Source organism: Loktanella sp. Alg231-35 (genome assembly GCF_900143545.1).
Taxonomy (GTDB): domain Bacteria; phylum Pseudomonadota; class Alphaproteobacteria; order Rhodobacterales; family Rhodobacteraceae; genus Yoonia.
Window position 1 is genome coordinate 161,157 of sequence record NZ_FREV01000006.1, and the last position, 13,303, is coordinate 174,459.

Below are 13,303 nucleotides of genomic sequence, written 5' to 3' on the forward strand. Positions count from 1 at the left end.
ATCGTGGGTTTTTGCGGGGCGGTCAAGCGGGGATGAAAATACGCTCCAAACCGCAGCTTGCCGTCCGGTTTTGCAAACCTCACTTAGATAGAAAACCGACCTCATCTGCAGCCATCAACATGTTGATGGTTAGTGCCTCAACATCCTCAATGAATTTCTTGCGGCTCTTAAAGCGCCGCACGTCGTGTTTGCTTTGCACAATTCGAATGCTCTTTGGTGCATCTTTTTGCCCCTCAGATGCTAGCTCAGGTTCAACACGAAGATCAGCCAAATCGAAGGTCCTATTCTGGTTGCGTCCTTTCCAATCGAACGACACAGTCGAACCTTGCCAACTGTCGCCGTCCAAAGCGTTCAGTATCCAACTAACCACTGCGCGAGCCTTTTTGTTGCTTGGCGGCAAGATCTGAAGCGATACGCTGGTTCGGCATGACTGCAAATCTGCCAAGGCCTTGAGCTGCGTCTTGCTCCCCTTGAATGCATAAGTGGCGGTCAGCAGGTAATCATCGGCAAGCGCACGCCGGTCATAGTTTAGCCGTTCGTCGCGGTCTGACCTTACGCCAGCCTCATGTATAAGCTGCACATCCAAACCTGTCTGATAGGTTAGCTTTGAACAAAGGTCGCGTCGCTCTTGCTGCCAGCCATGCACAATCTCCGTTATGCCTTGTGTTTTGGTTCCAAAGCCCAAGGCAATACCGGCAGCTTGAACAAATTCGGGCCACTTGACGGGCATGGCGTCATACGTAGCTATTCCGCTGCTCGCGTCCCAAAAGAAACGAAGACACTCCGAGAGGACTTCTCTTTCTAACGGTTGTAGTGACTCGTGGTTTCGAAAGCCTTCGAGAAAGGTCCGCAGGTCCGCCCACGCAAAATGATAGATTTCACGCTTTCGTCGCTTACTTGCTGCCATGTGATATGGCAGTTCGCTCGGCGATAGAGCAAATTCGTTTGACAGCGTGATGATAGCATCAATATCTAGAGCAGCCGCCAACTCAGCATAGTCTTGAATTTGATCCGGACGAATGGATTTCCCATCAGCCTTTGCTTCTACAAATGCTCCCCACTCAGTGCTCCCTCGTTTGCATGAAATTAATCCGTCTGGCCTTACGTCCGACAGCCTGGCAGATGCGTAACTTACTTCCATGAAGCTCTGAACACTGCTCGTTTTTCCGCCTCCATAACCGCAACTCAACAAAAACTCGGATCGGATAGCAGGGATCAATTCTATCAACGCCATAAAGACCGACAGAAGCCTGCGTTCGGCTTGTTTGGACACCGGGATAAGTCGCGGCTTGTTCTCTTTGTTTGAAAGTTCGGTTACAGCCTTCATCAAATCATCCTTAGGTTGAATGTCTCATTAGGCGCAAGCGAAAGCCTGTTAGTCAACGAAAAGTATGACATCCCCAATTGCATCACACCCCACCCCTCGCCATACTCTACCCCAAGCGGCATAACTTTATTGGACCATTCGGGAATAACCCGGAGGCCGGGCAGAGGACGATGTGATGCGGTATTTCTTGATGATCGGGGCTGTGGCCTCAGTTGCGGCCTGTGGTGGTGGTTCCCGTGGCGCGACCGGTGATATTTCGCAGGCCTGTCTTGAGGCGGACCGCCGTGCGGCTTCACCCGCCCTATGTTCCTGCGTGCAACAGGTCGCCAATCAGTCACTCTCTAACGGCGATCAGGCCCGCGCTGCGGCCTTCTTTTCTGAGCCTCAGTTGGCTCAGGACACCCGCCAGTCAGACCGCCGCAGTGATGAGCGGTTCTGGGACCGCTATAAGGCATTCACCGAACTGGCGTCGCAGATATGTCAGCCAGCAGGCGCTTAGCGGCATCCTCGATCATGTCTAGCGCCCCGTCAAAGTCGCTGGTGTAGTAAGGGTCTGGCACATCCATTTCCGCCATCAGCCTGACGGCTGTGTCATTACCCGCAGGCCGCAACCTTTCGATATCGGCAAAGTTTTGGCGATCCATCGCGACAATCAGATCAAAGGCTGCAAAATCAGCCGCCGTGAACTGACGCGCGCGCAGATCGCTCAGATCGATCCCTCGCGCCCGCGCCGCCGCCTGCATAGGCCCATAGGGCGGATCACCCACGTGCCATCCCCCTGTGCCTGCGCTGTCCAGCATCAGATCAGGGGCCAGCCCGCGCATCACTCCTTCAGCGGCAGGCGACCGGCAGATGTTCCCCAAGCAGACAAAGACGATGCGTTTCAGCGCAGCACCCCTTTGCGTGTCATGGCGCGTGCATACAGCCAGAGCGCGATCAGGATGACCGGAATTGCGATGCTAAAGATCACTGCCCCCATGCCAGCTGCCGCCGTCATATTGCCCCCATCGGCAATCCCGTAGGTGTAAATCGACGATCCGATCAGCCCAAGCAGCGAAAGCCCAAAGGCCGTGCTGGCAAACCGTGACCGCAGCAGCAACAGCAGCGACCCAACGACCGAGAGCCAAACGCCTACCGCCCATGTCACCCCGAACCACAGTGGAGCCTGTTCCAGCATCATCAGCCGCGCCTCGGGCTGGGCTGCAAGGTAGTCCGCGCTGTTCATCCGCGTCATGACGTAATCCATCGCCCCGCCTGCGTTCCAGAACAGCGACACGATACCCACGATCCACAGGTGAATTGGTGTCTTGGTCATGGCCTTTCCTCCTTGATATTGCGCTGATCATAGCAAGCTGTTGGCTATGAGGCCATTCTGTCTTGCCCCGCGCGCCCAAACTCCGCCAGACTTGGCCCCATGAAAATCACGGTTTTGACAGGGGCGGGTGTTTCCGCAGAAAGCGGTCTGGGGACATTCCGCGACAAGGATGGCCTTTGGACCAAATATGATCTGGAAGAGGTTGCTACCCCGCAAGGCTTTGCCCGCAATCCGGGGCTGGTCCATGATTTCTATAACGCCCGCCGCGCCAATTGTATGCAGGCCATGCCCAATGCCGCCCATGACGCGTTGGCCCGGCTTGAGGAGGTCAGCGCGCATAATGTCACCTTGATCACCCAGAATGTGGACGATCTGCACGAACGGGCGGGATCGCAAACCGTTATCCATATGCATGGCGCTTTGATGCAGGCCACCTGCGCTGTGTGCCGCGCAACATGGGCCGCCCCTTTGACGATGGCGCCGGATGACCTTTGCCCCGACTGCGCGGCCCCCGCAACCCGCCCCGATATCGTCTGGTTTGGCGAAGTGCCCTATCACATGGATCAGATTGCAGAGGCGGTCAGCAATGCCGACCTTTTTGTCGCCATCGGGACCTCGGCTGAGGTCTACCCCGCGGCGGGACTGGTTGAACTGGCACAAGGCCGCACATTGGAAATCAATCTGGCACCCTCCGCACAGGCCAACGCCTTTGAGGATCACTTGATCGGCCCCGCCACCAAAGTGGTGCCCAATTGGGTTGCAGGACTTCTCTGAAGCGCCGGGGCTGGACCTTTCCCGTCGGCGCGATAAGAAAGGGACATGAGCAAGATCACAGACATCCCAGCCCTTGCGGCCAATGTTCAAGCAGGCGACCGCCGCGCGTTGGCCCGCGCGATCACATTGGTCGAAAGTGGGCGGGCAGACCACCGGGAAGAAGCGCTGGCCTTGCTCGGCGCGCTTGGCACCCGCAAAGAGGCCTTGCGGATCGGCCTGTCAGGCACTCCCGGCGTCGGCAAATCGACCTTCATCGAGAGTTTCGGTCTGATGCTGACGGACATGGGTAAACGGGTGGCAGTGCTGGCGGTTGATCCTTCCTCTGCACGCTCCGGCGGCTCTATTCTGGGGGATAAGACCCGGATGGATCACTTGGCGCGCGATCCTCGCGCCTTCATCCGGCCTTCGCCCAGCCAGACCCAGTTGGGCGGCGTGGCCCGGCGCACGCGTGAGGCGGTAGCGCTTTGCGAAGCAGCGGGGTTCGACGTGGTTCTGATTGAAACTGTGGGCGTAGGTCAGTCCGAAACTGTCGTGGCGCAGATGGCCGACCTTTTTGTGCTACTGCTGGCCCCTGCGGGCGGGGACGAGCTGCAAGGGGTCAAGCGCGGCATCATGGAAATGGCCGATCTGATCCTTGTGAACAAAGCTGATGGTGACCTCAAGGCACAGGCCACGCGAACCTGTGCTGACTACGCAGGAGCGTTGCGGTTGCTGCGCAAACGGGCGCGGGATCCAGAGGGTTTCCCAAAGGCACTCACGATTTCAGCGTTGGAAGCGGACGGCCTGCAAGCGGCCTGGGATGAGATGGTAGCACTTGCGGCATGGCGGCAGGACGCGGGGGTTTGGGCGCGGACGCGTGAGGATCAAGCGAGCTATTGGTTCAGCGAAGATGTGCGGCATGGGTTGCTGCAGATGCTGCAGGACGACCCCAATTATATGGAACGCCTACGGCTGGCAGAAGCAGACGTCAAATCGGGCGCGAAAACGCCAACACGTGCTGCGGCAGAGGTCTTGGACCCGATCAGGCGCAAGTTACGCTAAGATGGACAAGACATCGGCATTTGATGGCATGATGTGGCTGCGCGGGGCTCTGAGCGAACAGCATCTTGCCGCGCTGGACACTCTTGGTACGATGCAGGCCAAGCCCGGATTACGCATTGGGCTAAGCACTTTAGTTCTGGATGCGCTGCGCCCGGTTGATCAGCGGATCCAGAAAGTTCTACCAAAGATGGAGCCGGTGCGGCTTGTCGCATTTGACAAGACCAGCCAATCAAACTGGGCGCTGCCCTGGCATCAGGACAGGGTGATCGAGGTCAAGGAAAACCATGATGTCGACGGATATGACAACTGGGATCAGAAGGATGGCATCTGGCATTGCGAACCGCCGGTTTCGCTTTTGAAGCAGATGCTGTTTGTGCGCGTCCACCTCGATGACACCGACGGTGATGGAGGTGCGATGGAGGTGGCCATTGGCAGCCACCAGGAAGGCAAAATCGATGCTGGGCAGGCCAAACCCTATGCAGAGCGTTATCAGACCCACGTGTGCCAAGCGCGACGCGGCGATGTTCTGGTCATGGATATGTTGACGCTGCACCGCTCGCTGCCTGCGCGCAAACCATCGTCTCGCAGGGTGTTGCGGGTCGATTACGCTGCGATAGATTTACCGTACCCTCTGGCATGGGCAAAATGATCGATGCGGACTGCCATATCGGGTTGACGGGATCAAGGAATCCGCCTATCTCGCGCTGATCTTATTACCGACCCTGCGGATGCGGGGTTCCAACCCCGTATCACAAGATGTCCCGCCGTCCGGGTGTGTGATGTCGAAAAACAAGGATGATGCTCATGTCGCGCCGTTGCGAACTGACTGGAAAAGGCCCAATGTCTGGCAACAATGTCAGCCACGCCAAGAACCGTACCCGCCGTCGTTTCCTGCCGAACCTGCAGGATGTAACGCTACAGTCCGACGTGCTGGGCCGGTCTTTCAAACTGAAAATTTCCAACGCTGCACTGCGCACCGTTGATCACCGTGGTGGTCTGGATGCGTTCATGGCGAAAGCCAAAGATGCAGAACTGTCAGCCGATGCGCTGAAGATCAAGAAAGAGATTGCGAAAGCGACAGCGGCCTAAGCGCCTCGCTTTTTGCTGATTGAAGGCCCGGTGATCGCAAGATCAGCGGGCCTTTCTCCTTTCTAGGGCGTAGGTGGGCTAAAGCCCACCTTACACAATCCACCTGTGCGGTCTGTAAGGTGGTGTCTTGACCCACCTTATGGCAAAGATCAGCCATGACCGCCTTGCCCATCGATCCTGTCCTGCCTGACCTGATGGCGGCCCTCGCATCGCAGGGCCTTGCTGTCCTGCAGGCCCCACCCGGTGCGGGCAAAACCACCCGCGTACCGCTGGCCATGCTGGAGGCCAATGTCACCTCCGGCAAGATCATCATGCTGGAACCGCGCCGCCTGGCAGCGCGCGCCGCGGCAGAACGTCTGGCCGAAGGCTTGGGCGAAAAACCGGGCCAAACTGTGGGCTACAGGATGCGGGGGGACAGTACCGCAGGCAAACGGATCGAGGTGGTTACCGAAGGTATCCTGACCCGGATGATCCAGACCGACCCCGCGCTCACCGGCATCGGCGCGGTGATTTTCGACGAATTCCATGAACGCTCACTCAACGCCGATCTGGGCCTCGCGCTGGCCTGGGAGGCCCGCAGCGTGCTGCGCCCCGACCTGATCGTGCTGGTCATGTCCGCCACGCTGGATGCCACACCTGTTGCAGCCATGCTCGACAACGCCCCGGTGATCACGTCTGAAGGCCGCGCTTTTCCGGTCACCACGCATTTTCTGGACCGCAACTTGCCCAAAGGCACCCGATTGGAAGCCGCCACCGCCGATCTGATCGCCAAGGCCGTGGCCCAGACCACCGGCGGCGTGCTGGCCTTCCTTCCCGGCGAAGGTGAAATCCGCCGCGTGGCCGCTCAACTGGACGGGCGCCTGTCTGCGGACTGCCACATCCGCCCGCTTTATGGTGCCCTGCCCTTTGCCGAGCAGCGCAAGGCCATCACCCCCGCCACATCAGGACGCAAGATCGTGCTGTCGACCTCTATCGCCGAGACCTCGCTGACCATCGAAGACGTCCGAGTTGTCGTTGACGCAGGCCGCGCGCGCCGCGCACGGTTTGATCCCTCTTCTGGCATGTCCAGACTGGTCACCGAAAAGGTCAGCAAGGCCGAAGCCACACAACGCGCCGGACGCGCGGGTCGGGTGGCGGCGGGCGATGCATATTGCTTGTGGACCAAAGGCGAACACGGCGCATTGCCCGCCTTTGCCCCTGCCGAAATTGAGGCCGCAGATCTGGCCAGTCTTGCGCTTGAAATGGCCGCTTGGGGCAGCGATGATCTGGGCTTTCTGACACCACCGCCCGAAGGGGCCATGGCCGAGGCGCGCGCATTACTGCGCAGCCTGAATGCGTTGGAAGCGACCGGCCGGATTACCGGGCACGGGCGGGCCTTGGCCAAGTTGCCGTTGCACCCGCGTCTGGCACATATGCTGCAAAAGGCAGGCAAACAGGCCGCTCCATTGGCCGCCTTGCTTGCCGCGCGCGATCCTTTGCGCGGCGCCCCGGTTGATCTGTCGTTGCGGATGGGGGCACTTCAGAAACGCTACGACGGGCCCGGACAGCTGCACCCCGGTGCGATGTCCCAGATCAAGGCCGAAGTACCACGCCTTGCCCGCGGTCTGACGGATCAGCCTCGGCTAAGCCTTGGGCAACAGGCGGCACTCGCCTACCCTGACCGCATTGGCCTGCGTCGCAAGGGCGATGACCCGCGATATGTGCTTTCTGGTGGCAAGGGCGCCTATCTGGATGCTGCCGACCCCCTCGCCGGTGCGCGTCTATTGGTGGCAACTGATCTGGATGGCGACACGCGCGAAGCGCGTGTCAGGCAGGCCGCGTCCATCACCGAGGCTGAAGTGCGTGAGATTTTTCATGATGACATCGTTTGGAACGATCTGTGTTCATGGTCCAAGCGCGATCGCCGTGTGCTGACCCGACAACAGGAAACTTTGGGCGCTTTGGTGCTTGATGACAGGGTCTGGTCGGATGCATCGCCCGATGCCGTTGCCCAAGCCATGCTGGAAGGTGTGCGCCAGTTGGGCCTGCGTCCCTCGGATGCGGCTGCGCGGTTCCGGGCGCGGGTGGCCTTGGTTGATAACCTGCCGGCCATGGATGATGCGGCCTTGTTAGCAAATCTCGAAGACTGGCTTTTGCCGCATCTGTCCGGCGTGCGTTCTGCGGAGGACTGGAAGCGCTTTGATCTACTGCCCGCCTTGCGGGCTATGCTGGATTGGGACCAGATGCAGCGGTTAGACCGCGCCGCACCTGCACATTTCGAAACGCCACTGGGCCGCAAAACCCCCATCGACTACGCTGGCGAAGTACCGAGCATCACCCTGCGCCTGCAAGAAATGTTCGGCGTCACCACCCACCCGCAAATTGGTAAGACACCGCTACGGGTGACATTGCTTTCACCGGGCCAGAAACCGGTGCAGGTCACACAGGATATCGTTGGGTTCTGGGCGACCTCCTATGCGGATGTGCGCCGCGACATGCGCGGCAGGTATCCGCGCCATCCCTGGCCCGAAGACCCGACCCAGGCGGACCCCACATTGCGCGCCAAACCACGCGGCACCTGACCGCCAACTGTTGCTATTGCCGCAAAGATGAGCACGTAGTTTGGCGCGAGGGTCGTGACGCGGTGGTAAGCTAGATCCGCGCTGTTCCTACTGATCCATGTTCCAACCATGCGCGATCGTCCCCGGTAAGATGCGCATCCATCATCGCATCATAGGCTGCCAACTCTTCGTCCGACAGCTTCCCATGCCATTTACCGCTGGTCCCGCTGTGAAAAAACGCAGCGTCTGACTTCATAAAACCCTTACCCCCCGATGGAGCAAAGCGCACGGCATTGGCCTTCATGTTGTCAAAGGTTGCAGCCTGCACCAATTGCTTCATCAACGCCTCGCCATGGGATATGTCCAACAATCCGGCCAGTTTGGCAAATGTACCCGGCAAATCACGGGTCATGTCAGCATAGTGAAAGAGCGACACGTTCGGACGGTCTGCCACAGCCCTTGCAGCTTTGTAATGCTGAAGGATATGCGCCAGCGGCATGGCATCAGTATCGAAACCTTCCGCGCCGCCATCCAGAAAGCGACGGAAGGTAAGGCCATCGGGGTCGTCCTCTGGATACCACGGATCAAACCATGGCATTGGGATGTTTCGCACGTGTTTGCGATACGAAAAATGCGCATCAAGCGGATGCCGGAACACACAGATGTACTGCGCCTGATCATCCAGCGGTAAGCCGTCCATGGGTGTATGGCTTTTCATGCTGCGCCGGTGCGGCATAGCTTCCAGCCGTGCGGCGACTTCGGACATCTCGCGAATACGAATGTCGACCCACGGCATTTTGACCGACAGCTCTGTTTCGACCTCTGGGTCGCCGGAAAACAGCAGTGCCACTATGGTTTGGATCCACGTCGTGCCGCATTTCGGGGGCGTGACAACGAACACATCATCGGGGCGGATGGCCACCATATCCCACCGTCGGTTGTCGGTCAGCGGGCCGAGGTAGAGCTTGCGGTGCATCATGTCGAAAGCCTCTTGCAAATCACCCCCTTGATGAAAGGTGGTGTGAAGGAAGAACGCAACAGAGAAGGCACAGCGTAACACATTTCGCAGCCGCTTCAGTCAATGCCGACAACACTTCTGCAAAAGGCTCGTTTTGGCCTCACACTCCTAAACAGTACCGCATGATCGCCTTTTGGGCGTGCAGCCGGTTTTCCGCCTCGTCGAAGATCACCGAACTGGGGCCATCCATGACACTGCTGGTCGCTTCATCATCGCGGTGCGCGGGCAGGCAATGCATGAACAGCGCGTCATCCTTGGCCTTGGCCATAAGCGCATCGTTCACCTGATAGCCGCGTAGCTGATTGTGCCGCCGCTCACGCGCCGATTGCGGATCATGCATGCTGACCCATGTATCTGTCACCACCAGATCAGCCCCCTGCACGGCCTCATTGGGATCACGTACCTTGGTATAAAGCCCATTCAATGCAGGCTCTGGGTCCAAGGGGGGTGGCCCAGTAAAGACCAGATCGAACTCAAACTGTTTGGCGGCATGGGCGAAACTAGCAAAGACGTTGTTGCCATCCCCCGACCAGACTACCTTTTTGCCTTTGATCGGGCCGTTGTGTTCTTCAAACGTCATGACATCCGCCATGATCTGACAGGGGTGCGTGCGGTTGGTCAGCCCGTTGATCACGGGGACCGTGGCGTATTCGGCCATATCCAGCAGGGTCTGTTCCTCAAACGTGCGGATCATGATCAGATCGACATAGCGCGACAGCACACGGGCGGTATCCGCAATCGTCTCACCATGACCTAGCTGCATATCGGCCCCTGACAGCACCATCGTCTGACCACCCATCTGACGCACACCCACATCGAAAGACACGCGCGTCCGGGTGGATGGTTTTTCAAAGATCAGGGCCACCATATGGCCCGCCAAAGGCTGATCGGCGTCAGGTGTTCCCTTGGGCTTGCCTGCGCGGGCCGTTTTCATTGCCCGCGCATTGTTAATGATCCCCCGCAGGGCATCAGAGGACGTGGCATCAATATCAAGAAAGTGGTTCATCAGTTTCGCTTTTTGTTGGGTCCGGACATCCCGGCCAGTTGTTAGTTATGGGTCATCACCTGCACAAGGCGCCCATCACGGGTCGCGGCAAGGCGTCGGTTCATGAAACCTGCTTGTCGGAAAATGCTGATCCCGCGGGTGTCCGTGGAATTGGGCCCAACGGCGACCTGCGGAAACTTCACCCGCAAGTCGCGGACCCGCGCCTCAATGTAGCCTACCGAATGCCCCTGCCCCAGAAAATCCGCGTCGCCCACAAAGGTGGACATCACCCGCACGCCGCGCGGCAAGTCGGCATATTGGGGCATGCCAAAGGTCTGCACATCATGGTCGTGCAGGTAGGCGAAGGGGTGGTCGATCAAAGAGACGACCTGCATATCAATATCAGAATTTTCCATATCTTGCTGCATCAGTGCCAGTTGCGTTTCCGCGTTTTCCCACCAGGTTTTGACATGCGCAGTGGCCAGCCAGCGGCGCATCAAAGGCAAATCAGCCTCGGTCAAACGGCGGAAAGTGTAGTTACGCATCGGCCCCCTTCACTTGGGACGCGGCAGCATCCAGCAAATCGACAGCTGTCGCAATCTCCTCATCTGTGATCGTCAAGGCAGGCAGCAAGCGCACGACATTGTCGGCGGCAGGCACGGTCAGAACCCCCTGCCCATAGCCTGCGGCAACGACATCCGTGTTGGTGGCCTTGCACTTCAGACCCAGCATCAGGCCCGCGCCACGCACTGCATCAAAGACATCGGGATGTGCGGCCACCAGTCCTTCCAGCTTTTGACGCATCAGTGCGGCCTTACGGTTCACCTCTGCCAGAAAGGCCTCATCGCCCACGATCTCTATCACCTTGGCACCAACCGCGCAGGCCAGCGGATTGCCACCATAGGTCGACCCATGCGTGCCTGCGGTCATGCCAGTGGCCGCGTTTTCCGTGGCCAGCACAGCACCCAAAGGGAAGCCCCCGCCGATGCCCTTGGCGACCATCATGATATCGGGCGCTACACCAGCCCATTCATGGGCAAAGAGCTTGCCTGTCCGGCCCATTCCGCATTGCACCTCATCTAGGATCATCAAAATACCATGCTGATGGCACAGATCACGCAAACCTTTCAGGCAAGCGTCAGGCAGCGGACGAATGCCGCCCTCGCCCTGAATGGGTTCGACCAGAATGGCGGCTGTCTTATCTGTTGCGGCAGCGTTCAGCGCATCATGATCACCGAACTCCAGATGCGTAAATCCGGGCAGAAGTGGGCCAAAGCCCTTGGTCATTTTCTCGGATCCGGCAGCGGCAATCCCCGCGCTCGACCGGCCATGGAAAGAGCCTGAGAACGTGATGATCTCGACCCGTTCCGGCTGACCTTTTTCATGCCAGTATTTGCGCGCCATCTTGACCGCCAATTCACAGGCTTCGGTGCCGGAATTGGTAAAGAACGCAGTGTCCGCAAAGGTTTGTTCCACCAGTGCATCCGCCAGCTTTTGCTGGGCGGGAATATTGTAAAGGTTTGAGACATGCCACAGTGCGTTCGCCTGTTCGCCAAGCGCTTTGACCAAAGCCGGATGCGCGTGGCCCAGCGCATTCACCGCGATCCCGGCCCCAAGGTCCAAAAAGCGTCGCCCGTCTTCTTCCACTAACCAAGAGCCTTGCCCAGACACGAATGTCAGCAGCGCGCGTGAATAGGTCGGCAAAATAGACGTGATCATGGTGATCATCCTTAAAACTTAGCCCGATTGGTTCAGAACCATGCGGGGGTGTCAACAATGTTTGGGGTTTATGACGGACGTGACAAAAGGCGGCGCAAAATCAGCGTCGGCGTCGGCTTTGATATGTCAATGCAGTGGTCATGGGGCATCGGTAGCGCAAAGACATGCGCGATGGAAGCCCCGAAATGACACATCGCCCCGGACAAAGCCGAGGCGAAGCTTGCGCTGGTTGGGCCCGCGCCCCTCCGGTTAGGCGCGCTGCCCGGCTTGTGATATGATCGCAGGCCAAGGGGGCATGGGATGACCGAAAAAACACTCAAGATCCTTGTTGGCACCACCAAGGGCACCTTTGTGATCCAAGGTACGGCGGACCGCGACGCATGGTCTGTGAACGGGCCCCTCTGCAATGGTTGGTCCATCAGCCATTTGGCGGGCGATCCTGAAACCGGGCGCATCTGGGCCGGTGGTGGCGGTGATTTTTTTGGTGCAGGCGTCTGGACCTCCGAGGACGGCGGCAACACATGGTCCGTAACCCGGTTGACCGAAGGCGAAATGGACGGCTGGGCCGCTGACGCCCCCGATTTTGCCAAGTCGATGGGCTGGACTGGCGATGCACTGCCCTTTGGACAGGATTTCAGCCAAATCTGGTCGCTGCATTATGCCCATGGCGTGCTTTACGCCGGGGCCAAGCCTGCCACCCTGCTGCGCAGTCGTGACTTTGGAAAGACATGGGAAAAACTGGATGCGCTGACCGAACACCCCTCTGCCGCCGGGTGGAACCCCGGTGCCGCCGGACTGGTGCTGCACACGATTGTTACAGACCCGGCTGATGCGCAGAAAATTTGGGTGGGCATCTCGGCAGCGGGGGTCTTTGCGTCCGAGGACGGCGGTACAAGCTGGGAGCGGCGCAACCGTCTAGCCAATGCAACAGCCTGCGAAGGACATGATCATCCGGCCGCACCCAGCGGTGGCGAAGTGGGCCATTGCGTGCACAACATGATGCGCGCGCCCGGTGACGCCGATGTGCTTTATCAACAAAATCATCATGGTGTCTGGCGCTCGGGCGATGGCGGGCGCAGTTGGGATGATATCGGTCAAGGGCTACCTTCGACCTTTGGCTTTCCGATCCGCGTGCATCCGCGCGATCCGCAAACGATCTGGACGATCCCGCTGAACGGCGACAGTCAGGGACGGTTTCCACCCGATGCCGCGGCCGCCGTCTGGCGGTCCACCGACGGCGGACAAAGCTGGCAGGATTGCAGAGAAGGCCTGCCACAAGAGAACTGCTATTTCACCGTACTGCGTCAGGCCATGGCTGGAGACGCGCTGGACCCCGCAGGGGTATATTTCGGCACCAACAGCGGGTCAATTTTTGGCAGCTTTGATGGTGGCGACACATGGGAGGAACTTGTGCAGCACTTGCCCACGATCCTCGCGGTTGAAGTGATGGCGACGACCTAAGCAATCGGCGCTTGCCAGCCCCGGCGCCGCGGTT

At 58.9% G+C, this 13,303-nt stretch carries 14 protein-coding genes; 7 read left to right on the forward strand and 7 right to left on the reverse strand.

Going from position 1 to position 13,303, the window contains the following annotated elements:
• Window positions 1-79: 79 nt before the first annotated feature.
• Window positions 80-1,327, reverse strand: coding sequence for a hypothetical protein (locus tag DHN10_RS15450; RefSeq protein WP_108816239.1), 1,248 nt, complete (start codon window positions 1,325-1,327; stop codon window positions 80-82).
• Window positions 1,328-1,502: 175 nt separating this feature from the next.
• Here DHN10_RS15450 and DHN10_RS15455 point away from each other — a divergent pair, with 175 nt between their 5' ends.
• The gene (locus DHN10_RS15455; RefSeq protein ID WP_199910694.1) at window positions 1,503-1,826 is read left to right on the forward strand and encodes an arginine transporter; all 324 of its coding nucleotides are present in this window, start codon (window positions 1,503-1,505) and stop codon (window positions 1,824-1,826) included.
• Here DHN10_RS15455 and DHN10_RS15460 read toward each other — a convergent pair.
• Together DHN10_RS15460 and DHN10_RS15465 are read right to left on the reverse strand one after the other, a co-directional pair.
• The gene (locus tag DHN10_RS15460) at window positions 1,783-2,151 is read right to left on the reverse strand and encodes a low molecular weight protein-tyrosine-phosphatase (protein ID WP_234417150.1); all 369 of its coding nucleotides are present in this window, start codon (window positions 2,149-2,151) and stop codon (window positions 1,783-1,785) included. The two genes, DHN10_RS15455 and DHN10_RS15460, sit on opposite strands and share 44 nt — an antisense overlap.
• A 59-nt stretch (window positions 2,152-2,210) precedes the next feature.
• Window positions 2,211-2,642, reverse strand: coding sequence for a hypothetical protein (locus DHN10_RS15465; RefSeq protein WP_108816241.1), 432 nt, complete (start codon window positions 2,640-2,642; stop codon window positions 2,211-2,213).
• A gap of 99 nt (window positions 2,643-2,741) precedes the next feature.
• Between DHN10_RS15465 and DHN10_RS15470 the strand changes: the two genes are divergently transcribed.
• From DHN10_RS15470 to hrpB, 5 genes are all read left to right on the forward strand, one after another.
• Complete coding sequence (locus DHN10_RS15470; RefSeq protein ID WP_108816242.1) at window positions 2,742-3,416, forward strand: NAD-dependent deacylase; 675 nt, start codon at window positions 2,742-2,744, stop codon at window positions 3,414-3,416.
• A 45-nt stretch (window positions 3,417-3,461) separates the two neighbouring features.
• Window positions 3,462-4,457, forward strand: a complete 996-nt coding sequence (gene meaB / locus DHN10_RS15475; RefSeq protein ID WP_108816243.1) for a methylmalonyl Co-A mutase-associated GTPase MeaB — start codon at window positions 3,462-3,464, stop codon at window positions 4,455-4,457.
• Window position 4,458: 1 nt separating this feature from the next.
• On the forward strand, window positions 4,459-5,106 hold the full coding sequence (locus DHN10_RS15480) for a phytanoyl-CoA dioxygenase family protein (RefSeq protein WP_108816244.1): 648 nt from the start codon (window positions 4,459-4,461) through the stop codon (window positions 5,104-5,106).
• A 155-nt stretch (window positions 5,107-5,261) separates the two neighbouring features.
• A complete protein-coding gene (gene rpmB, locus DHN10_RS15485; RefSeq protein WP_108816353.1) occupies window positions 5,262-5,546 on the forward strand; it encodes a 50S ribosomal protein L28 in 285 nt (94 codons plus the stop codon).
• A gap of 155 nt (window positions 5,547-5,701) precedes the next feature.
• Window positions 5,702-8,107 carry an ATP-dependent helicase HrpB gene (gene hrpB, locus DHN10_RS15490; protein WP_108816245.1) on the forward strand — a complete coding sequence of 802 codons (2,406 nt, stop codon included), beginning with the start codon at window positions 5,702-5,704 and terminating at the stop codon, window positions 8,105-8,107.
• 70 nt (window positions 8,108-8,177) lie between these two features.
• Here the strand turns inward: hrpB and DHN10_RS15495 are convergent, their stop codons facing one another.
• The 4 genes from DHN10_RS15495 to DHN10_RS15510 form a co-directional block, all read right to left on the reverse strand.
• On the reverse strand, window positions 8,178-9,083 hold the full coding sequence (locus DHN10_RS15495; protein WP_234417151.1) for a sulfotransferase domain-containing protein: 906 nt from the start codon (window positions 9,081-9,083) through the stop codon (window positions 8,178-8,180).
• Between the two features lie 121 nt (window positions 9,084-9,204).
• On the reverse strand, window positions 9,205-10,110 hold the full coding sequence (gene argF / locus DHN10_RS15500) for an ornithine carbamoyltransferase (protein ID WP_108816247.1): 906 nt from the start codon (window positions 10,108-10,110) through the stop codon (window positions 9,205-9,207).
• Between the two features lie 41 nt (window positions 10,111-10,151).
• Window positions 10,152-10,634: a GNAT family N-acetyltransferase gene (locus tag DHN10_RS15505; RefSeq protein ID WP_108816248.1), complete on the reverse strand. Its 483-nt coding sequence runs from the start codon at window positions 10,632-10,634 to the stop codon at window positions 10,152-10,154.
• Window positions 10,627-11,808 carry an aspartate aminotransferase family protein gene (locus DHN10_RS15510; protein ID WP_108816354.1) on the reverse strand — a complete coding sequence of 394 codons (1,182 nt, stop codon included), beginning with the start codon at window positions 11,806-11,808 and terminating at the stop codon, window positions 10,627-10,629. The genes DHN10_RS15505 and DHN10_RS15510 overlap by 8 nt, the downstream gene beginning before the upstream one ends.
• 300 nt (window positions 11,809-12,108) lie before the next feature.
• Here DHN10_RS15510 and DHN10_RS15515 point away from each other — a divergent pair, with 300 nt between their 5' ends.
• Window positions 12,109-13,269 carry a WD40/YVTN/BNR-like repeat-containing protein gene (locus tag DHN10_RS15515; RefSeq protein ID WP_108816249.1) on the forward strand — a complete coding sequence of 387 codons (1,161 nt, stop codon included), beginning with the start codon at window positions 12,109-12,111 and terminating at the stop codon, window positions 13,267-13,269.
• Window positions 13,270-13,303: the final 34 nt, after the last annotated feature.

What these genes read in the sequence shown, in the direction of transcription:
- DHN10_RS15450 (WP_108816239.1), bottom strand. Translation starts at nt 1,327, where the DNA reads ATGAAGGCTGTAACCGAACTTTCAAACAAAGAGAACAAGCCGCGACTT.
- DHN10_RS15455 (WP_199910694.1), top strand. Translation starts at nt 1,503, where the DNA reads ATGCGGTATTTCTTGATGATCGGGGCTGTGGCCTCAGTTGCGGCCTGT.
- DHN10_RS15460 (WP_234417150.1), bottom strand. Translation starts at nt 2,151, where the DNA reads ATGCGCGGGCTGGCCCCTGATCTGATGCTGGACAGCGCAGGCACAGGG.
- DHN10_RS15465 (WP_108816241.1), bottom strand. Translation starts at nt 2,642, where the DNA reads ATGACCAAGACACCAATTCACCTGTGGATCGTGGGTATCGTGTCGCTG.
- DHN10_RS15470 (WP_108816242.1), top strand. Translation starts at nt 2,742, where the DNA reads ATGAAAATCACGGTTTTGACAGGGGCGGGTGTTTCCGCAGAAAGCGGT.
- meaB (WP_108816243.1), top strand. Translation starts at nt 3,462, where the DNA reads ATGAGCAAGATCACAGACATCCCAGCCCTTGCGGCCAATGTTCAAGCA.
- DHN10_RS15480 (WP_108816244.1), top strand. Translation starts at nt 4,459, where the DNA reads ATGGACAAGACATCGGCATTTGATGGCATGATGTGGCTGCGCGGGGCT.
- rpmB (WP_108816353.1), top strand. Translation starts at nt 5,262, where the DNA reads ATGTCGCGCCGTTGCGAACTGACTGGAAAAGGCCCAATGTCTGGCAAC.
- hrpB (WP_108816245.1), top strand. Translation starts at nt 5,702, where the DNA reads ATGACCGCCTTGCCCATCGATCCTGTCCTGCCTGACCTGATGGCGGCC.
- argF (WP_108816247.1), bottom strand. Translation starts at nt 10,110, where the DNA reads ATGAACCACTTTCTTGATATTGATGCCACGTCCTCTGATGCCCTGCGG.
- DHN10_RS15505 (WP_108816248.1), bottom strand. Translation starts at nt 10,634, where the DNA reads ATGCGTAACTACACTTTCCGCCGTTTGACCGAGGCTGATTTGCCTTTG.
- DHN10_RS15510 (WP_108816354.1), bottom strand. Translation starts at nt 11,808, where the DNA reads ATGATCACGTCTATTTTGCCGACCTATTCACGCGCGCTGCTGACATTC.
- DHN10_RS15515 (WP_108816249.1), top strand. Translation starts at nt 12,109, where the DNA reads ATGACCGAAAAAACACTCAAGATCCTTGTTGGCACCACCAAGGGCACC.